This window comes from Cytobacillus depressus (assembly GCF_008923245.1).
GTDB lineage: Bacteria > Bacillota > Bacilli > Bacillales > Cytobacillaceae > Cytobacillus > Cytobacillus depressus.
Window position 1 is genome coordinate 314,974 of the sequence record NZ_WBOS01000002.1, and the last position, 19,530, is coordinate 334,503.

The window sequence follows — 19,530 nt, forward strand, 5'->3', positions numbered from 1 at the left end:
ATGAATAATAATGTTGATTATTATTAAAAGGGGGTTCTTCAATGGCAAAAAGAACGAAAAAAAATGATCCACAACAAAAAAATAAAAAAGGTTTCGATTCCGCTGTATTAAATACAGAATTTGCCCATGAAATGGGAAGTGCTGTCACAAACAAGATTCACAAAGATAAAGCAAAAAAAGAAAAAGCTCCGAAAAATAATGGTAAATTTGACTAGAAAGGTGAGCCCTTGTTGGCTCACTTTTTATATTTTTTGTGAAAATACCTAAAATAGTATTTAAGTAGTGTTAAATATTTCAAGTTATTGAATATAATATTAATTGTGTTTAATATAGAAAAGGTAATAATTTATTGATATTTTCTTACAGAATTTTATCAAACATACTTTGGAGGTAATTATTTGGAAACAATCTTAGAAAAACAGCATTATGATGAACAGAAGGAATATGGTGGGTTCTGGATTCGCTTTGCGGCTTACCTTATCGATTCAATTATCATTGGGGTGCCATTATTAATTATATCTACCATTATTTTTATGATCTTTTTCGGTTCAACAGGTGCATTTGAAATGATGATGGCAGACCCATATTCCGCTGAAATTTCGGATGAACAGGCACTTATGTTTCTAGGTTCCTATTTAGGAGCAGTTGGAATAACAGGGTTAATTAGTATCATCGTAGCTGTTGCTTACTTTGCGGGACTGCATTCATCGAAATGGCAGGCAACAATAGGTAAAAAGCTATTAGGATTAAAAGTAACAGACTTAAAAGGCAACCGAATTTCCTTTTGGCGTGCACTTGGAAGATATTTAGCGATGTCCTTTTTATCGGGAATTTTGTTAATTGGTTATATCATTGCAGCTTTTACAGAAAAAAAGCAATCACTCCACGATTTAATTGCAGGGACTGTCGTTGTCAAGAAATAAAATAATTATTAAAAGTTGCACTTTTCATTAGTGCAGCTTTTTTTAGGTTTGCTTTGTGAAACTTTTATTCACTAAATCTTATAAAATATTTCAAGAATAAAGTCCTATTCATGTTATAGTAGTAGGTATAATTGATCATTTCATAGATAGGAAGGGCGAAGTTTTCGTGGCGCATAAAAAAGGAATATTATTGGAAAGTGGAACAAATGAATTGGAAATTGTTGAATTTGGTATCGGAAAAAATAAATTTGGCATTAATGTGATAAAAGTAAAGGAAATTATTAATCCAGTTTCTGTAATTCAAGTACCGCATGCTCATAAAAATGTGGAAGGCATCATTGAATTACGAGGAGAGGTACTTCCAGTTGTTAATGTGGCAACAGCATTAGGTTTTCCGCCATCGGAAAATCCAAAATCAGATAAATTTATCGTTGCTGAATTTAATAAACAAAAAATTGTTTTCCATGTACATAGCGTAACACAAATTCATCGAATTTCTTGGGATCAAATTGAAAAGCCGTCAGAAATGTATCAAGGGCCCGATAGTCAAATTATTGGTGTTATTAAGCTGAACGGCGAAATGATATTATTATTAGATTTTGAAAAAATTGTTGTTGAAATCAATCCTGAGACAGGCATCAATGTTCAGCAAGTTCAAAAGCTTGGAAAACGGGAGCGATCGAATAAACGACTTATTGTTGCCGAGGACTCACCATTATTACGCCAGCTTTTGCATGATACGTTAAAGGAAGCAGGGTTTCAATTTATCGAGTTCTTTGAAAATGGGCGTGATGCATTAAACTACTTAGAAGATATTGTTCAATCAGGTAAGAAAGTTGAGGAAGAGGTTCAGCTTATTATAACCGATATAGAAATGCCGCAAATGGATGGACATCATTTGACGAAGAGAATTAAGAGTAACAGTGCATTGTCTAAAGTTCCAGTTGTCATCTTCTCTTCATTAATCACTGATGATCTCCGCCATAAAGGTCAAATGGTTGGAGCAGATGCACAAGTAAGCAAACCGGAAATTGCTGAGCTTGTCCTCCTAATCGACAAAATCGCTTTATAATATAAAAAAGCTAGGCATCCGTTATTTAAATGGATTCCTAGCTTATTTAATTCTATAGGGAAATATAATTTCCTATGAAGTGTGTAACTTTGTATTTAATTTATCTTCGTTCAGCTCCAGCGCCTACCCCCTCGAGGTCACAAGCCAAGCCTGAAAGGTAGAGCTCACCTTTCCGAGAGGATTGGCTTGTGCTTGTCGGGGGTGAACAAGGCGCTTCCGCATTTGTATTCTAAAAATAACTTTCTCCTAGTTTTTTGAAAACTGGTTTTTCGTATTGGCGTTTTTGATGAGTTGAGAATTTATCGATCTCTTTTAATCCCGTGAAGGAGATTAAAAGTTTTTTCGCCTGGTTTAAGGAGAGAGAGGATCTCGGATTGCGAATATGTTCATTCAATTTACCTAAATGCGGTAACTTAGCAAAGTCTTCTTTAGATGGAGGCAAATGAAATGAATAATCTCCACATACAACTAGAACATCTGACTGTTGTTGACTAAATTTAGGATTGCTTGAGAAGTGAAGACCTACCTTCTTTGCTTTTCCTTCTTTAATTAGCTTTTGCAATGCAGCTTGCTTAAGTTTGTATAAAAATTTTGGATTTGGTGCCGTTTTTGCATGGCGATTAACGGTGAAGATTGCTTGTGAGAGGTTTTCAACCGTTGGATGTAAATAATGAGGATTGTCGCTCTTTTCAGAATTCAATAGTATGACTCCTTTCAAATATTTAGGGGTATATTACTATTATACCCCTTTTTGCAAAAAAATGAAAATAAATTAGTTGAAAAAAGCAGACGCTCAAAGAATGCTTCTTTTTCCTTCCCATCAAAATTATCCTTGTGTCGTTACGTATCTTTCTTTAATTAACTGATGCAATGAAAGTAACAGACCCATGCGCAAGTTCATTTTGTTTTGCAAAACGACAAGTATCTCCTAAATCGGACAAACAAGCTATGCCTTTTGGGATGTTTTGTATTATAATGAAAAAATAATAGGTGAATTTTGTAAACAATCTCCTTCATAATTTTTTTAATTATATATAGTCTCACAGTTTTTATTTGGCAAACTTTATTTGAGAATGGGAAAAAGTATAAGGATGATTTAATGGAAAAGTTACAGGAAATTTTAACTACACAAATGAATAGTCCGACAAAGAAGGTTGAAGGTATCATCCTAGATATTATTTTTCAACATATTAATGATATGGTTTATATAATGAAGGTTGAAGCGGGAACCAAGTTTAGCTATCTTTTCGCCAATAAACCAGGACTAGAGCATGCAAACTTACCGTCTAATTACAAAGGAAAAACATTAGAGGAAGTTCTTCCGTTTAATATTGCATATTTATTACAGCAGGAATATGAAAAAATACTCAAAGTAAAAAAGACAATTGTGTTTTCAGATGAGGTCATCCTTCCTAATGGAGAAAAAATGATGGGTGAATCATTTTTGACTCCAGTATTTGACGAAAATAATGAGGTGCGCTATGTAGTATCTGTAACTCGGGATATGACTGAAGCGATAATAGAAAAGCAACGCTTAATTGAAAGTGAGCAAAGATATCGATCAATTGTTGACCATAATTTAGACGGAATTCTCACAATAAATTTAAAAGGTATGATTCTAGAAGTTAATCCTGCTTGCAGTAAATTAACAGGTTTATCCGAAAAACAGCAAAAAAATCGCTCTATTTTTGATTTAATTCCAGAGCAGGATGTTGCTGCTTTAAAATCTCTCATTCTTAAAACGACAAAAGGATTTCCTATTGAAACATTAGATTGCCGGTTTGTTCACCGAAAAGGACATTATTTAACAGTTCATATTAAGACTGCACCAGTTGTCGTAAATACAGAAATTGTTGGCATTTACGTGATAATCCGTGATATTTCCGAACAGGCAAAAAATGCGGAAACGATTAAATTCATGGCGTTTCATGATCAATTGACAGGCTTATATAATAGAAGGGCTCTATTAGGTGATTTAGATAATCATATAATAGAAGCAAAAAAAGAAAGAAAGAAATTTGCTCTATTATCGATCGATTTAGACCGATTCAAATATTTAAATGATACATTGGGGCATATCTTAGGCGATGAAATTTTAAAGCAGGTTGCCAATAGACTTTCTGAATTTAAACATTGTAAAGTTTACCGGCAAGGCGGCGATGAATTTATTATCCTTCTGCCAGAGACGGACAGACAAAAGGTTAGCCGGTTTGCGCAAGGGATTTTATTGAAATTCTCTAAATCCTTCTATTTAAGCTCACAGGAATACTATATTACCCCAAGTATTGGAATCAGTATGTATCCAAATGATGGGAATAATGCGGAAACACTTATTAAAAATGCTGATGAGGCATTATTTAGGGTGAAAGAAAAGGGGAAGGCCCATTTTCAATTTTACCGCTCAGAAATGAATTCCATCCTTAAAAATGTTGTTGAGATGGAAACGTTGCTGCGGAAGGCGATTGAAAGGGATGAGCTTTCCCTCCATTATCAGCCACAAGTAGATTTACTGACGAAAAGAGTGAATAGTTTTGAAGCCCTTCTTCGTTGGAATAATCAAGTTTTAGGACCGATTTCTCCTGGAGAATTCATTCCATTAGCTGAGGATACTGGCTTAATTATTCCGATTGGAAACTGGGTAGTTGATACTGCCTGTAAGCAAATACATGAATGGTCTGAGAAATATAAGCAAGATTTAAGAATTGCGATTAATATTTCTCCTAAACAATTTCAGCAGTACAACTTACTGAAAATTATTCAAAAATCAATCGAAAAATATCGAATTAATCCAAAATTATTAGAAATTGAAATTACTGAAGGTGCTATGCAGGATACGACGGATACAGCGCCCATTTTGTCCAGATTAAAGGACCTCGGAGTATCCATTTCTGTTGATGATTTTGGCACCGGATATTCTTCATTAAATTATTTAAAGCAATTTCCGATTGACGTTCTAAAAATAGACCAGTCCTTCGTTAAGGATGTTCTAACTTATGATAAAGATGCAGCAATCACGACAACAATTATCCATCTAGGGAGGAGCCTTGGCGTGGAAGTGATCGCTGAAGGGGTTGAAAATGAGGAACAAGCCCATTTCTTATTAAATGCTAAGTGTCATAAAGCGCAAGGGTATTTATATTCAAAACCGCTGCCACCAGCCGAGATTGAAAAAAACTTCCTTGAGGAGTTTTATATTAAATAAAATGAATAACTTGACGAAAAAAAGGAAAAGCAGCTGCTTTTCCTTTTTTTCGTCAAGCTTTATTCTGCTACTAATGTAAATACAGTTAGTTCGGGTTTCGATAAAAATCGGAATGGCAAACGAGTCGTGCCTATTCCCCGATTCACATATAGTGTTAAGGGTAGCTGGCCAATCTCATAAAAGCCTTCATGATATTTCTCTGCAAAAGGGGGTTTAACAAGGGCGCCAAAGAATGGAATCTTTATTTGGCCGCCATGACTATGGCCGCTAAGCTGAAGCTGGATAGGATAATTTGACGCTTCATCTGCTAAATCAGGTGCATGGGATAATAGGATCTTAAAAGAATCTTCTGGAATCCCGTGGAGAGCCAACTTTAAGTCTGGTTTCCCAAGCATTGCATCATCAATGCCGATAATATAAATACTGCTGCCATCCATTAATTTCATCTGTTGATTACTATTTTGGAGCAACGTAAAGTCTGCATGCTCAATAATAGATTTATAAATATCCGATCCATATCCGCCATGGTCGTGGTTGCCGTATATGGCAAACTTGCCGAATGGAGCATGAAGCTTTTTTAGAATCGGGATAATCTGGTCACCATCTGGGTATTGATTAGGAGTGTCCATTAAATCACCTGTAAAAAAAATTAGATCAGGATTAAGACTGTTTATTTTATTGACAAGAGCAGATAATTGCTGTTTTTCATACTGAAATCCAAGATGGGTATCACTAAACTGGACTATTTTAAATTGATTGAAACCTTTCGGAATCGCATGATTACTTATGGAAAATCTATTAATATCTAATAACCTTGGTTCAATGTGCCCTGCATAATAATATCCTCCAGCACTAAGCCCTGCGATTGAAAATAGCGAGCCAACTACTCTTTTCAAGAAGGATCTCCTCGTTACTTTTTTCGGCATGATTATTACCAACCAATCTAAGTCTTTTTCATCAAACATGCTCGTACTAATATAGATACCTTCTAATACTATCAAACTCTTAACTTAAAAAGAAGGGAGAAAAACTGGTATGAATGAAAAGAGCTATCCACATAATTCTTTTTTTTATGATTTTCGGAAAAATTTATTAAAAAGTAGTATACTAAACGTGAGGGAAGCAAGGTCTTCCCAATCATCAATTAATATAGTGCTTAGGAGAGGTTAATGTGAGTACATATCGTGTTGAAAAAGATTTTTTAGGGGAAAAACATGTTCCAACAGAGGCTTATTACGGAATTCAAACATTAAGAGCTGTTGAGAACTTTCCAATAACAGGTTATAAATTGAATAAAGATTTAATTATTGCTATCGCAATTGTAAAAAAAGCAGCAGCGATGGCTAACTCAAATATTGGGCGTCTATATAAAGGGAAAGCAGAAGTCATTTGCCAAGCAGCTGATGAAGTTATTTCCGGAAAATGGCATGATCATTTCATTGTTGACCCAATCCAAGGCGGAGCAGGAACATCGATTAATATGAATGCAAACGAAGTGATCGCCAATAGAGGATTAGAGCTTTTAGGAAAAGAAAAAGGTGAATACTTTCATTTAAATCCTAATATTGATGTGAATATGGCCCAATCAACAAATGACGCATTTCCGACAGCTATCCATATTGCTGTATATAGAGCTTTGGAATCGTTAATAGTAATGATGAATGAGATGAAAGAAGCCTTTAATAAGAAGGCGATTGAATTTGATTCAGTTATTAAAATGGGAAGGACACATATGCAAGATGCGGTTCCTATTCGTCTAGGACAAGAATTTAGAGCTTATACGAATGTCATTGAAAGAGATATTAAAAGAATTGAAAGATCGAAAGAAAATTTATTAGAAGTAAATATGGGGGCAACTGCTGTCGGTACGGGTCTGAATGCTGATCCTCTTTATATTGAAAAGGTAGTTCAGTATTTAGCTGAAGTATCTGGCATTCCTGTTGTTCCAGCCAATAATCTTGTTGACGCAACCCAAAACACAGATGCTTATACTGAAATTTCTTCAGCATTAAAAATTTGTATGATCAATATGTCGAAAATCGCTAATGATCTTCGGTTAATGGCTTCAGGCCCAAGAGCAGGTTTATACGAAATTAACTTGCCGGCACGCCAACCAGGCTCATCGATTATGCCTGGAAAAGTAAACCCAGTTATGCCGGAAGTCATTAATCAAATTGCTTTTCAAGTTATTGGTAATGATCACACGATTTCACTCGCATCAGAAGCTGGCCAATTTGAATTAAATGTCATGGAGCCTGTTTTATTGTTTAATTTATTACAATCAATCTCCATTATGAATAATGGATTCCGCGTATTTACTGAATTCTGTATTTCTGGAATTACAGCTAATGTTGATAGGCTAAAAGATTATGTCGAAAAAAGTGTCGGTTTATTAACAGCTGTCAATCCGCATATTGGCTATAATGTTGCTTCTGAGATTGCGAGAGAATCCATTGTGAATGGTAAGTCCATTCGTGAATTATGCTTGCAATACGATGTACTGAGTGAAGCTGAGCTCGATCTGATTTTAGATCCTTATGAAATGACGAAGCCTGGTATATCTGGAGCATATTTACTTGATAAATAAGAAATTGTAATATAATGAACTTAGGACAAAATACCGGTATCAATATCGGTATTTTGTTTTCCCTGAGTTCGGTTATAAATATTATTTATGTTTGGGGGTATGGAAATGGATGCCCTGGAAATCTTAACGGATTTGGATAATGTCTTCCCATTTTTCCAACCAATTTTTAGTGCTGATGAGCATCGAGTAATAGGCTATGAAATATTAGGCAGATATCTTAGTGGAGACGGGATTATTAGTCTCGGTCCATTATTTCTTGATGAAAATATTCCTGAAGAGTATAGGCTTGAGATCGATCATGCTGTATTGAAAAAGGCATTAGAAAAAGCCCTTTCTCTTGAGGACGACGTATTACTATTTATTAATAAAGATGCAGACTTATTAATGTATGAAAATGCCGAATCGTTTTTATCTATTCTTTTTGAATATCAAGAAAAGGGAATCGAACTAAGGCGGATTGTCTTAGAGTCAACCGAGCGAGTGTATAGAGGTGAGGTAGAACAGCTTGATCACCTATTAAACTATATTCGTACATACGGGATCAAAATTGCCATTGATAATAAGGGAAACGAACGCAGCCATTTAGATCGGATTGGCCAAATAGCACCTAATATATTGAAGGTGGACTTAAACGAGCTTCGTTCAACGAATTCCGCTCATGTCTTGCATGATATTTTGTTCTCTATTTCCTTATTAGCACGAAAAATTGGTGCAACCTTGCTTTTTAAAAATATTGAAATGGTTTATCAGCTGCAGTTCGCATGGAGAAATGGCGGGAGATATTACCAAGGGTTTTACTTGCAAAAGCCTGCCGAAGAGTTTGTGAATCGGGATATTTTGAAAGAAAATTTAAGGGATAAATGCCATCAATTTATGAATTATGAGAAGAGAAAGCTGGAAGCATTATATCGTGTGACTGAAGAATTTAATGATCGGCTTACTCTTTTTCTACAAACAAAAAATCGCAAAATGCTACCATATGAAGAACTGATTAAAGAGCTTTCTCTCCATTTAAATGATGTTGCTTTTCGGCTTTATATTTGTGACGAAAATGGATTTCAAAAATCAGCTAATATTTTTAAAGACGAAAATGGGTGGAGAATCCAGCCGGAATATTTACAGAAAAACTGGAGCTGGCGCCCATACTTTTTAGAAAATATTATGAAAATGAAAAAGGAAAAGAAGGGAATCATCTCTGATTTATATAGTGATGTGGAAACGGGAGAATCGATCCGGACCATCTCTTATCCTCTTAATTCAATTGACTATATTTTTATTGATCTTTCGTATAATTTCCTCTACGAACACGACGGATTACTATAGCTTGTCTTTATTAAGGTCTCAATGCTTGAGGCCTTTTTTTTGTCTAAATTATGTCAGAAAAGACCCTAGATATGGAAAATTTATTGCAGATTTTAGATGTGTGATTCACTTCACTTCAATGAGAACCTTTCCCAATTATTATGAAACTATAAAGAACAAAAGGAGGTTGTGTACAGATGGGAGCAGCCAAACAAGAAAATAAATTAAAGGAAAAAGAAACACAATTTGGGACAGTTTTATCAGTAACGATTGTTGGAGCAGTTATTCTTGTTACTTACTTTGTACTATTCGGTTTATATATGGTGAGAGTATAGGAGGGAAAATCATGCATCGCGAAGAAAAGATTTGGCTTACATTAAGCTTTGGAATGATAATGATATTCATGCTCATTACTGGTTATCAAGGATTTGCTTTAGGGATGGCACCTCCGAGTCATAAAGAAACGATTGATCCACAAAAAGTAGATGAAACGGCACCATTCAATGAACCAGGTATTAAGCAAATTAGCGAAAATGAATATGAAGTTGTTATGACCTTACAATTATTTAGTTTTACACCTAGTAATATTGAAATCCCAGCCGGTTCGACAGTTCATTTCACATTAACTTCGAAAGATGTCGTTCATGGATTTGAAGTGGCAGGGACAAATATCAATGCAATGGTTATGCCGGGTTATGTACAAAAAATCACACAAAAGTTTGATAAACCTGGCAGCTATTTAGTTTTATGTAATGAATATTGCGGCGCTGGTCACCAATTAATGAGTACGACCATTACGGTTAAATAAAGGAGGGAAGTACAGTGGAAATAGTAATCCCACAAACAGGTAAAGTAAAAGCAATTCAGGAAAAAGCAAATAAAGTTTTAGGCATAAGCCTAGAGGATGCTCGCATTTCCAAATCATATATTGCAGTTGCATTTATAGCATTATTAGTTGGAGGTATTTTAGGTTTACTTCAAGGGTTAAATCGTGCAGGCCTTTTAGAGCTGCCAACATGGTTTAACTATTATCAAGTCTTAACAGCACATGGTGTCATATTAGTGCTTGTACTAACAGCTTTCTTTTCAATTGGGTATTTTTACGCGGGACTTTCTCATACATTAGGCGGTCTTCTACCTAAAGTGAGGATGATGGCATGGATCGGTTTTTGGACAAAGATTGTCGGCTTTGTCATTGCAGTTATTCCGATCTTAATGAATGAAGCATCTGTCATGTTTACATTTTATCCTCCGATGAGAGCTAATCCTTGGTTTTATGTCGGTCTTGCCTTAATTGTCGTTGGGGTATGGATTCTTGCCTTTGGAGCCTTTATTCAAGTAGCAAATTGGCGAAAAAATAATAAAGGAAAAAATATACCAATTTTATCTTACTTTGCAACGGGTGTTTTTGTCCTATTATTCTTTGGCAGTGTTCCAGTAGCGATTGAAGTAATCGTTATGATCATTCCTTGGGCATTTGGTTGGGTTGAGACAATTAACGTTATGGTTGCTCGTACACTGTTCTGGGCTTTTGGTCATACACTAGTTAACATATGGTATTTAACAGCCGTTTCTGCTTGGTATGTAATTGTACCTAAAATTATTGGCGGCAGACGCTTCAGTGATCTATTAACACGTATCGTCATCATTGGCTTAGTTATTATGAACATTACAGGTGGATTCCACCATCAAATTATTGACCCAGGTATTTCAGAATCAGTTAAGTTTATGCACGTATTTATGAGCTTAGCGATCGGATTCCCATCATTAATGACGGTATACGCCATGTTTGCAGTATTTGAACGTACTGGAAGAAAACTTGGCGGAAAAGGTTTAACAGGCTGGTTTAAAAAATTACCATGGGGCGATGTTCGCTTCCTAGCCCCTTTTATTGCAATGGCTGCCTTCGCACCAGCAGGAGCTGGCGGAATCGTTCAAAGCACGAACCAGTTAAACCAAGTTGTTCATAACACAATGTGGGTTGTCGGACATTTCCACTTAACCTTAGGGATGTCAGTAGTAATGACTTTCTTTGGTATTAGTTATTGGTTAGTTCCATATATTTCAAAACGTGTATTAACACCGCAAATGAATAAATTAGGTATCATTCAAACGATCATTTGGACTATTGGTATGGTCTTTATGTCTGGTGCTATGCACTATGTAGGCTTACTCGGATCACCTCGTTGACTTCTTACTCCACTTATGGAGATCATGTAACAGCGCTTGGCTGGGATCCATATTTAATGTTATTAGCTGTTGGGGGAACATTCTTAATTATTGGGGTTATCCTTCAAGTGTATGCAGTATTTAATATGATGTTCTTTGCACCTAAAGGTGAAACAGCATTCCCAATTGCGGAAGAAGAAGAAAATGCATCAAATACTCCATTTTGGACAGAGCGTTGGAGCATTATTATTGTAGCCATGCTAATCTTCGTTTCTATGGCTTACGTCATTCCATTAACCGAATTTATCGTCAACGCACCACCGGGATCACCGCCATTCAAAACTTGGTAAACGAAAAGCGGAAACGGCTCATTCAGCCCCGATAAGCATAAGCCGCTCTATGAAAGAAGGCGTTACTTTACCTTCATTTTTTTAAGCATTAGCTTCGACCCGGAAAGGGATGATCCAACCGTATTAAATAGATATAAAGATTCCTTTCATAGTGACGGAGAAACTTGGAGAATGGCAAGAATTCCGGATCCAGCCGAGCTAATTTCATTGCTCGAAAAATTCGGGGTCATTGTCATACCTGATGGAACTGGCAATTTCACACATAACTCGGCGTTTTATTTAGTGGATAGGAACGGCAAACTCGCCCAGGTTTTTGATTAATTAAAGATTTACGAAACTGCAAGCTTTGTAACAAACATCCTTGAAAATGAAAAGAGGGTAAAGAAATGAATAAATCCTTTTACGGGCTATTGTTATTTATTTTCTTAATTGTCCCTCCTGTCGCTAACTTGATGGAATCAGTTATGATTATTCATATGCATATGCAAATGCCGATGCTTGTCATTGCTGGATTCTTAATGGCGCGATATTTTCAAGATAGGTTTCCACAGTTTTTCAGCAAATGGAATAACAATGGTGTACCAGGGATTTTCTTATTTTCTATCATTATTGGTTATTGGATGCTACCTCGGGCAATGGATGAAGCGTTATCCAATGAAGCAATTGAAATATTTAAATTTATCAGCTTGCCATTTCTAGCTGGAATTTCACTGCGTGACAGTTGGAAAAAACTCGGGTCGCTTGGGAAAAATACTGTTTTTGTCATTTCCACACTCAGCTTTATTGCGATGGGGTGGTTATACATTAATGCTCCTTTACAACTTTGCAATAATTATTTACTCATTGAGCAAATAACACTTGGCTGGGGATTTCTTACTACGGCAGCGTGCATCGTCATCTATTTATTATATAACTTTTTTATTGATCCATCTGAATATGAATAATGGTGTCCCTGGGCCCCATCTACAATGTAAAAAATACTCAAGATCCAATTGCAAGTTTTACAACATTGGATTTTGGGTAGTTTTTTGTCTAATGAGGAAGGTTTTTGCGAATATAAGAAATTTTAGTCAAAATCTGCAGTAATTTTACGAACGAAAATGTCATTATCCTAGATTAATTGTTGGTAAAATAGGAATTATTAAGCAAAGGGGAGATCATATGGACAAGTTATTAAAATTAATACTACCCGTTGTTATTGCTCTAGCTGCTATTCAACCAACATTAACGAAAGCTGATGCAAATATTTCCAATGAAGAGTTATTTGCATTTGTACAAGCTGCTTTTCAGGCTCAAGTTTCTCTTAGCGAAAAAAGCAGATCATTGGATGAAGTGAACGAAATGCTTATTCCGTTTTTTACCAAAGAAACAATAAATGTTTTTTCAGAGGAAAATCTCTTCTCAGAAGACGGCCTTTTTATTACTTATGGAACTGATTTTCCACAGTATTACATTCCATTTTTTACATATACAGATGAAACGAAGATCGTTAGGCAGGGAGATGAGATTTTTCTCTATGAATTTTTTCCTGAAAGTAATGATGGTCCAGTATCATATGAAAGCCACTATGAAGGTATCAAGCTTGTGAAAAGTGGAGAGAAGTGGAAAGTCGCCGACTTTTTATTTGATGTTCCTGAAGAATTGCTTATACAAGAAGAAAAAGAGGTAACAGGATCACTGCTATCCTCTAAAGAATATCAAAATAAAATCAAGCAATCTTCTCTGTGGATTAGTTTATGTATGAATCCAGTAGAATTCTTTTTTAAATATGGCAGTTATGTTCCTCAGAAAAAATTGCCTGTCAATAAAGTTTTATTCGGTAATTTTTAAAACTTCCTTTAAGCGGCCTAAATCAAAGCCAGTAATTACCTCTTCACCGATAACAATGGTTGGCGTCGAAAAGGATTGATATTTATTAATCATTTCATTTCTTGCGATTGCATCTTTTTTAACATCTTTTATTTGAAAGGAAAAACCGAATTCGGTTAAGAACTTTTTAGCAATTTCACAAGGCGGACAATCTGGCTGAGAATATATTGTGATATTGTTCATAAATGCACCCTCTCTTTCATTCTCTCTTATCATACGATTAAAGCTGGTAGAAATTCAATGATCAATTTGGGAAAGGGCAAAATAAAGAATATCTCCTTAATTTTCACCCTTTTCAAACAAATATCCAAGCTTTAAAAAAACGCGAAAATAAATATTTTTTTCTTGTATATTTGGCTCACATTAATTTATGCTGTTAATATTGGTATGAATCGGATCGGAACCTGAATTTTCCGAATTTAATCAATTAGGATAGAAACATGCCAAAAGAGAAACCTAAATGTAATATTTATGGTTTTGTGAAAGGAGAGGGAGCATGTCACAGCTTCAAGGAATATTAACACGTCTAAAAAACTTACAAGAACAATCAAATGGTGGAGAACCGATGCAAAGGTTTTTCGAAGTGAACGGTGAAAGGAAATGTCAAGTAACTTATCAGCCAAAAAGTGAAATGTTCGAGTTAGAAGTGTACAATGATAAAGAAAAACCAAAAAGATATCAATTTGATAATATTGATATGATTACGATTGAGATCTTCGATTTAATTCAATAATTTTCATGATGGAGCCATTTTGGTTCCTTTTTTTTTTACATGATTTAACTATTTATCGCAAACGATAAAATATGAGGTGAATTTAATGCTTCCGACTGTTAAATGTCCTAATTGTTTAGCTGAGGCAGAAATACTTAATGTCCTAACTGCTCAATCGAATCAAAATGTTATTTATACATGCCCGCAATGTCATTATGAAATAAAGGATATTGAGACAAGCAAAGGGTAAATTTAGTAAGTAACGGCGGTAAAAATAAACTTAAAAGAAGCGTCTAAGTGAAAATTATGTTAAACTAAAAGAGATAGATAATAAAATTTTGAGGAGTTTCGGCGATGATAAGTCTTTACAGCGGGGAATTTCTAGAAAGAAATATCCGAAGTTTTATGATACCTTCAGAACGGGTGGCTCATGTTCAAGTGGGCAATAATTTAGAGCATGCATTGTTAGTGTTAACAAAAAGCGGCTATACGGCTATTCCTGTACTTGATCCGTATTATAAACTACAAGGCTTAATAAGCACCCCTTTAATAATGGACTCAATTCTAGGGCTTGAAAGAATTGAATTTGAACAATTAGAAAAAAAGCGAGTAGAAGAAGCGATGAATCGGAAAATTCCGAGATTAAACATTAATTCATCTATTCAGGATTCAATAGCCTTTCTAATCGACAACCCATTTTTATGTGTCGAGAATGAAGACGGATATTTCGAGGGTATTTTCACACGCAGAACAATATTAATTGAGTTAAACAAGTTAATACGCAAGGCTAATAAAAATTAACATTTATGCTCCCTAGCTCGGGAGCTTGATTTTTTTATTTTAGTATTAAAAGGTTTATAAAAAATTAGGAGGAAAAAGCTTGGGACATGTTTTAGAAAAATCATACATTCATAAGGAGAAGAGACAGACAAAAAGACCATTTGTCCTTGCTTCTGTCATGCTTGCCATGTTTATGGGAGCTATTGAAGCAACAATTGTATCAACGGCTATGCCTGTCATTGTTGGTGAATTAGGTGGATTCTCTTTATATAGCTGGGTATTTTCCTCGTATTTACTAATGAACGCCGTTACTGTACTTATTTATGGCAAGCTGTCTGATTTATTTGGAAGAAAGCCAATCATCATCATCGGAATTATTATCTTTTTAATTGGCTCAATATTATGTGGGTTTGCCAGTTCAATGACAATGCTGATTATTTTTCGATTAATACAAGGTCTAGGTGCTGGTGCAGTATTGCCAATTGCTACTACCATTGTTGGAGACATATATACGATTGAAGAAAGAGCAAAAATACAAGGGTATTTATCAAGTGTATGGGGAATCTCAGCTGTTATGGGGCCAGCTATTGGCGGGCTTTTAGTTGAATATGCAAGCTGGCATTATGTATTCTGGGTCAATATTCCATTAGGCATTTTGGCGATTTTTGGAATAGTGAAGTTTTTGCATGAAGATATTGAAAAGAAAAAGCCGCAGATTGACTATTTAGGTACAATTCTTCTCACAGTTTCAATCTCTATATTAATGCTTGTGCTAGTTGAAGGTGGCACAAGATGGGCCTGGACATCTCCAATTGCTATAAGTTTATTTGTTATTAGCTTCATAGCCTTTGTATTCTTTGTTTTTCAAGAAAAAAGAGCTCCCGAGCCGTTGATGCCTTTTAATATTTGGAAAGTACGTTCTATCCTTATTGCCAATATAGCTTCCTTAACGACAGGTGTCATGCTTATTGGGATTTCAAGCTTTCTGCCAGCATTCGTTCAAGGAGTAATGGAGCGATCTCCAATTGTAGCTGGTTTTACGCTTACAACTATGTCAATCGGTTGGCCTTTAGCTGCATGGTCAGCAGGCCGTTTATTATTAAAGGTTGGATTTAGAACAACTTCCATCCTTGGCGGCGTTTTTCTCATTGTAGGAAGCATTATGTTTGCGACACTAACCCCTGAAGGCGGTCCTCTTTGGGCTGCTAGTGGCTCTTTCCTCGTCGGGGCAGGAATGGGATTAACATTAACATCCTTTATTGTTTCAATCCAAAGTACAGTTGAATGGCAGCAAAGAGGCATAGCGACTGCATCAAATATGTTTATGCGAAACTTAGGTAATACAATCGGTGCTGCTTTGCTTGGCGGGATATTAAATAATAGAATGATGCATTATTTTCGTGAAAATGGTCACAGTGATTCAAAAGATTTAAGTATTGATTCCACAAATATTCTTTTAAACGAAGATGAAAGAAATAAACTCGCTGGTGGACTGAAGGTATTGCTTCAAGATGGCCTAACCTTCTCATTACAGTCTGTTTATTACACCGTTCTTATTTTTGCGATTGTTAGCTTTATTTTAGTTCTTTTATTGCCGAAGAAAGACCAAAACTCTGCTATATAGCAGGGTTTTTTTATACTTAAGCAATCCAAAATGAAATGTTGGGATTTTTAAGTTATAGTAAGAAGAAAGAAGGAGTGAAAGTATGTCGTCATTATCTGAGTTTCATTTTCTTTCGGTCCTTGCCCAGGAAATGAATATGAGGAAGGCAGCAGAAAGACTATTTGTGTCTCAGCCCGCTCTGTCTCAACGTTTGCAAACAATTGAAAAAGAATGGGGAGAAAAGTTATTCGTTCGTTCCCAAAAGGGACTATCATTGACTCCTGCAGGAGAGCTGGTCATTAAATTTATTAATGAAGTCATTGAAAAAGAAGAAAAAGTAAGAGAATCTATCCATGCCTTGAACTCTGAGGTTCACGGAACATTAAAAATCGCTGTTGCCTCAATCGTTGGTCAAAATTGGCTTCCGCAAGTATTAAAGAAATATGTCACCCGTTATCCTCAAGCGAAAATATCGCTTTTAACGGGCTGGAGCAGTGAAATATTAAGATCATTATATGAAGATCAAGTACATATCGGCATTATTCGCGGAACACCCGATTGGAAGGGAATAAAAATTCATCTTTTCAAAGATCCTTTATATTTAGTTGATACTGAAATTACTTCTCCAGAACAAATACTGAATACAGACAGACCCTTTATTCAATTTAAAAGCGACTCCAATTATTTTCAGGAAATCCAAGATTGGTGGCTAAGAACCTTTAAAACTGCACCGAAGAGAACTATAGTTGTCGATCAAATTGAAACCTGTAAACAAATGACTTTCAACGGGATTGGTTACGCGATTTTGCCTGCAATGACATTAAATGGCGCAGAAAAAAATATTTTTAAAGTTCCATTATTAGACGAAGATGGTCTTCCTTTAAAACGGGATACTTGGTTACTCGGTTATGAATCTGCTTTCCAGCTAAAACAAGTTCAGGCTTTCGTTGAACTAATAAAGGAATTTATAGAAGAAAAGGGACATGAAGATCACAGTAGTGATCTGACAGAATAACATGATGTGGCCAAGCAATGCTTGGCCATTTAAATTTGAAAATAAATCGTCGTTGGATTTAAAATTTCTGAATGCTGTGAAAATTTTAAAAAATAGGTGGAAATTTATTTCGAAACCCGTTATATTTAGTAATACGGTCTGTTGGAAAGGTTTTGAAAATCGTGAAAGGGGGCAAAAACTTTTGGATACTTTTAAAAAGCTAAAGAGCTACTACTGGCCTTCTAAAAACTATTTTTTTTTGTCTATTGGTTTTTTGTTAATCGTAACCGCTATAACGGTAGTCTATCCAATCATCTTGCAAATTACAATTGACGACGTCGTGATGGGAGGAAAAAATCATTTTATTCCTTATTTAGCATTGGGATTTATTGGCCTCATGCTAATTAAAGGTGTTGCAACTTATATTCATCAGTATACAGGAGATTTGTTCGGTATCTCTTCAGTATATAAATTAAGAAATGCCTTGTATGAGAAACTGCAATACTTATCATTCCGAAATTATGATAATGCAAAAACAGGGGACTTAATGTCGCGGTTAACTGCTGATGTGGAAGGGTTCCGCTTTTTTCTATCATTTGGATTTTCGGAATTAATCCGTTTTTTTCTTCTTATTATCATTAGTTTTTCAGTCATGTTTCACTACTCCATTCCTTTGACAGTTGTCACTTTAGTGACTTTGCCGTTCTTAGCCTTCATCACTTTAAAATTCGATAAAGCCGTTCATCCTGCCTTTAGAGATATAAGAAAATCCTTTGGAAAATTAAATACAAAGGTACAAGAAAATATTAGCGGAATTAATACAGTTAAGTCCTTATCAAGAGAAGGTTTTGAGATTAATAAATTTAATGATTCAAATAATGATTATAAAGAAAAATATATTTTTACAGCTGATATATGGGCTAAGTATTTTCCGTTAATGGAGTTTATGGGGAATTTAAGTGTCGTTTTACTATTATCTTATGGTGGTTACTTAGTCATAAGTGATCAATTAAAATTGGGTGAACTTGTAGCATTTTATAGCTTAGTCTGGTATATTATGTGGCCAATTATGAACCTCGGATTTATCGTTAATTTATTTTCACAATCAAAAGCTTCTGGGGAAAGATTATTAGAAATTCTAGATGCCGACAATGAAATAGAGAATAACGTGGATGCTATTGAAGCAGTAAGATTGCGGGGAGAGGTTGAATTTCGCCATGTCACACTACGGTATACGGAAGAGGATAAAGCTGCATTACATAATATTAATTTCCATGCCTATCCAGGGAAAGTGATCGGTGTAATTGGCTCAACGGGCTCAGGAAAAACAAGCTTAACTCAATTAATGACAAGATTTTATGAGCCAGCTGAAGGAGAAGTGCTCATTGATGGGATCAATGTCAATGAATATTCATTACATTCTCTTAGGAATAATATTGGCTTTGTCTTACAGGAATCATTTTTATTCTCATCATCCATTAAGGCAAATATTTCTTATGGGACACCAAATGCAACGATGGAAGAAATTGTGGAAGCTGCTAAAAGAGCTCAGGCTCATGACTTTATCATGGAGCTCCCTGATGGGTATGACACGATGCTTGGAGAGAGAGGGATGGGGCTTTCTGGCGGTCAGAAACAGCGGATCGCCATTGCAAGGGCCATTTGTATTAACCCGAGCATATTAATTTTAGATGATGCTACTAGCGCTGTTGATATGGAAACAGAGTTCCAAATTCAATTGGCTTTAAAAGAAGTCATGAGAGGCAGGACTACATTTATCATTGCTCATCGAATATCCTCATTAAAGCATGCAGATGAAATTCTTGTACTTGAAAATGGGCAAATAGTTGAAAGAGGAGCACACCACATCCTTACTCAACAAAGAGGCCCATATCAGCGCATTTATGATATTCAATATAAAGATTTAGAGAAAATTACTGGACTGCAAAGGGGATAGGAGGAGGGTG

Annotated in this window: 19 protein-coding genes and 2 pseudogenes; 18 read left to right on the forward strand and 3 right to left on the reverse strand. The window is 35.5% G+C overall.

Annotated elements, in window-relative coordinates; genetic code table 11:
* Nucleotides 1-41: 41 nt before the first annotated feature.
* The 3 genes from F7731_RS26375 (at nt 42) to F7731_RS06835 (ending at nt 1,995) form a co-directional block, all read left to right on the forward strand.
* Nucleotides 42-215 (forward strand): hypothetical protein, encoded by a 174-nt coding sequence (locus F7731_RS26375; protein ID WP_170289647.1) that lies wholly within the window; start codon nt 42-44, stop codon nt 213-215.
* Between the two features lie 183 nt (nt 216-398).
* On the forward strand, nt 399-923 hold the full coding sequence (locus tag F7731_RS06830) for an RDD family protein (RefSeq protein WP_151534017.1): 525 nt from the start codon (nt 399-401) through the stop codon (nt 921-923).
* Nucleotides 924-1,089: 166 nt separating this feature from the next.
* Entirely contained in the window at nt 1,090-1,995 is a 906-nt protein-coding gene (locus tag F7731_RS06835) for a chemotaxis protein (protein ID WP_151534018.1), read from the forward strand.
* Between the two features lie 229 nt (nt 1,996-2,224).
* On the opposite strand, the gene F7731_RS06840 is transcribed toward F7731_RS06835, so the two are convergent.
* The gene (locus F7731_RS06840; RefSeq protein ID WP_151534019.1) at nt 2,225-2,695 is read right to left on the reverse strand and encodes a YkyB family protein; all 471 of its coding nucleotides are present in this window, start codon (nt 2,693-2,695) and stop codon (nt 2,225-2,227) included.
* Between the two features lie 399 nt (nt 2,696-3,094).
* Here F7731_RS06840 and F7731_RS06845 point away from each other — a divergent pair, with 399 nt between their 5' ends.
* Entirely contained in the window at nt 3,095-5,197 is a 2,103-nt protein-coding gene (locus tag F7731_RS06845; protein ID WP_246197150.1) for an EAL domain-containing protein, read from the forward strand.
* 59 nt (nt 5,198-5,256) lie between these two features.
* Here F7731_RS06845 and F7731_RS06850 read toward each other — a convergent pair whose 3' ends face one another.
* Complete coding sequence (locus F7731_RS06850) at nt 5,257-6,123, reverse strand: metallophosphoesterase (protein WP_151534420.1); 867 nt, start codon at nt 6,121-6,123, stop codon at nt 5,257-5,259.
* A 245-nt stretch (nt 6,124-6,368) separates the two neighbouring features.
* Here F7731_RS06850 and aspA point away from each other — a divergent pair, with 245 nt between their 5' ends.
* The 8 genes and pseudogenes from aspA to F7731_RS06885 all read left to right on the forward strand — a co-directional run bounded on the left by aspA (nt 6,369) and on the right by F7731_RS06885 (nt 13,435).
* Nucleotides 6,369-7,784 carry an aspartate ammonia-lyase gene (gene aspA / locus F7731_RS06855; protein ID WP_151534020.1) on the forward strand — a complete coding sequence of 472 codons (1,416 nt, stop codon included), beginning with the start codon at nt 6,369-6,371 and terminating at the stop codon, nt 7,782-7,784.
* 105 nt (nt 7,785-7,889) lie between these two features.
* Nucleotides 7,890-9,107 carry an EAL domain-containing protein gene (locus tag F7731_RS06860; RefSeq protein ID WP_151534021.1) on the forward strand — a complete coding sequence of 406 codons (1,218 nt, stop codon included), beginning with the start codon at nt 7,890-7,892 and terminating at the stop codon, nt 9,105-9,107.
* 176 nt (nt 9,108-9,283) lie between these two features.
* Nucleotides 9,284-9,421 carry a hypothetical protein gene (locus tag F7731_RS26380; RefSeq protein WP_170289648.1) on the forward strand — a complete coding sequence of 46 codons (138 nt, stop codon included), beginning with the start codon at nt 9,284-9,286 and terminating at the stop codon, nt 9,419-9,421.
* Between the two features lie 11 nt (nt 9,422-9,432).
* Nucleotides 9,433-9,894 carry a cytochrome c oxidase subunit II gene (locus tag F7731_RS06865; protein WP_212031155.1) on the forward strand — a complete coding sequence of 154 codons (462 nt, stop codon included), beginning with the start codon at nt 9,433-9,435 and terminating at the stop codon, nt 9,892-9,894.
* 14 nt (nt 9,895-9,908) lie between these two features.
* A pseudogene (locus F7731_RS06870) lies at nt 9,909-11,605 on the forward strand (cbb3-type cytochrome c oxidase subunit I).
* Between the two features lie 75 nt (nt 11,606-11,680).
* Nucleotides 11,681-11,926, forward strand: a pseudogene (locus F7731_RS06875) (SCO family protein); the annotation flags it as partial.
* Nucleotides 11,927-11,991: 65 nt separating this feature from the next.
* Entirely contained in the window at nt 11,992-12,549 is a 558-nt protein-coding gene (locus tag F7731_RS06880; RefSeq protein ID WP_151534024.1) for a hypothetical protein, read from the forward strand.
* A 217-nt stretch (nt 12,550-12,766) separates the two neighbouring features.
* Nucleotides 12,767-13,435, forward strand: a complete 669-nt coding sequence (locus F7731_RS06885) for a DUF3993 domain-containing protein (protein ID WP_151534025.1) — start codon at nt 12,767-12,769, stop codon at nt 13,433-13,435.
* On the opposite strand, the gene F7731_RS06890 is transcribed toward F7731_RS06885, so the two are convergent.
* Nucleotides 13,418-13,657 carry a glutaredoxin family protein gene (locus F7731_RS06890; protein ID WP_151534026.1) on the reverse strand — a complete coding sequence of 80 codons (240 nt, stop codon included), beginning with the start codon at nt 13,655-13,657 and terminating at the stop codon, nt 13,418-13,420. The genes F7731_RS06885 and F7731_RS06890 overlap by 18 nt on opposite strands.
* Before the next feature lie 313 nt (nt 13,658-13,970).
* Here F7731_RS06890 and F7731_RS06895 point away from each other — a divergent pair, with 313 nt between their 5' ends.
* The 6 genes from F7731_RS06895 to F7731_RS06915 all read left to right on the forward strand — a co-directional run bounded on the left by F7731_RS06895 (nt 13,971) and on the right by F7731_RS06915 (nt 19,520).
* Nucleotides 13,971-14,207 carry a YkuJ family protein gene (locus tag F7731_RS06895; protein ID WP_151534027.1) on the forward strand — a complete coding sequence of 79 codons (237 nt, stop codon included), beginning with the start codon at nt 13,971-13,973 and terminating at the stop codon, nt 14,205-14,207.
* An 85-nt stretch (nt 14,208-14,292) separates the two neighbouring features.
* Nucleotides 14,293-14,436 (forward strand): hypothetical protein, encoded by a 144-nt coding sequence (locus tag F7731_RS26385; protein WP_170289649.1) that lies wholly within the window; start codon nt 14,293-14,295, stop codon nt 14,434-14,436.
* Nucleotides 14,437-14,540: 104 nt separating this feature from the next.
* On the forward strand, nt 14,541-14,987 hold the full coding sequence (gene cbpB / locus F7731_RS06900; RefSeq protein ID WP_151534028.1) for a cyclic-di-AMP-binding protein CbpB: 447 nt from the start codon (nt 14,541-14,543) through the stop codon (nt 14,985-14,987).
* 79 nt (nt 14,988-15,066) lie between these two features.
* The gene (locus tag F7731_RS06905; protein ID WP_281352233.1) at nt 15,067-16,590 is read left to right on the forward strand and encodes an MDR family MFS transporter; all 1,524 of its coding nucleotides are present in this window, start codon (nt 15,067-15,069) and stop codon (nt 16,588-16,590) included.
* A gap of 82 nt (nt 16,591-16,672) precedes the next feature.
* Complete coding sequence (gene ccpC / locus F7731_RS06910; RefSeq protein WP_151534029.1) at nt 16,673-17,584, forward strand: transcriptional regulator CcpC; 912 nt, start codon at nt 16,673-16,675, stop codon at nt 17,582-17,584.
* 181 nt (nt 17,585-17,765) lie between these two features.
* Nucleotides 17,766-19,520: an ABC transporter ATP-binding protein gene (locus F7731_RS06915; protein ID WP_151534030.1), complete on the forward strand. Its 1,755-nt coding sequence runs from the start codon at nt 17,766-17,768 to the stop codon at nt 19,518-19,520.
* Nucleotides 19,521-19,530 lie beyond the last annotated feature (10 nt).

What these genes read in the sequence shown, in the direction of transcription:
- cbpB (WP_151534028.1), top strand. Translation starts at nt 14,541, where the DNA reads ATGATAAGTCTTTACAGCGGGGAATTTCTAGAAAGAAATATCCGAAGT.
- F7731_RS26380 (WP_170289648.1), top strand. Translation starts at nt 9,284, where the DNA reads ATGGGAGCAGCCAAACAAGAAAATAAATTAAAGGAAAAAGAAACACAA.
- F7731_RS06885 (WP_151534025.1), top strand. Translation starts at nt 12,767, where the DNA reads ATGGACAAGTTATTAAAATTAATACTACCCGTTGTTATTGCTCTAGCT.
- ccpC (WP_151534029.1), top strand. Translation starts at nt 16,673, where the DNA reads ATGTCGTCATTATCTGAGTTTCATTTTCTTTCGGTCCTTGCCCAGGAA.
- F7731_RS06865 (WP_212031155.1), top strand. Translation starts at nt 9,433, where the DNA reads ATGCATCGCGAAGAAAAGATTTGGCTTACATTAAGCTTTGGAATGATA.
- F7731_RS06890 (WP_151534026.1), bottom strand. Translation starts at nt 13,657, where the DNA reads ATGAACAATATCACAATATATTCTCAGCCAGATTGTCCGCCTTGTGAA.
- F7731_RS26385 (WP_170289649.1), top strand. Translation starts at nt 14,293, where the DNA reads ATGCTTCCGACTGTTAAATGTCCTAATTGTTTAGCTGAGGCAGAAATA.
- F7731_RS06845 (WP_246197150.1), top strand. Translation starts at nt 3,095, where the DNA reads ATGGAAAAGTTACAGGAAATTTTAACTACACAAATGAATAGTCCGACA.
- F7731_RS06880 (WP_151534024.1), top strand. Translation starts at nt 11,992, where the DNA reads ATGAATAAATCCTTTTACGGGCTATTGTTATTTATTTTCTTAATTGTC.
- F7731_RS06895 (WP_151534027.1), top strand. Translation starts at nt 13,971, where the DNA reads ATGTCACAGCTTCAAGGAATATTAACACGTCTAAAAAACTTACAAGAA.
- F7731_RS06860 (WP_151534021.1), top strand. Translation starts at nt 7,890, where the DNA reads ATGGATGCCCTGGAAATCTTAACGGATTTGGATAATGTCTTCCCATTT.
- F7731_RS26375 (WP_170289647.1), top strand. Translation starts at nt 42, where the DNA reads ATGGCAAAAAGAACGAAAAAAAATGATCCACAACAAAAAAATAAAAAA.
- F7731_RS06850 (WP_151534420.1), bottom strand. Translation starts at nt 6,123, where the DNA reads ATGCCGAAAAAAGTAACGAGGAGATCCTTCTTGAAAAGAGTAGTTGGC.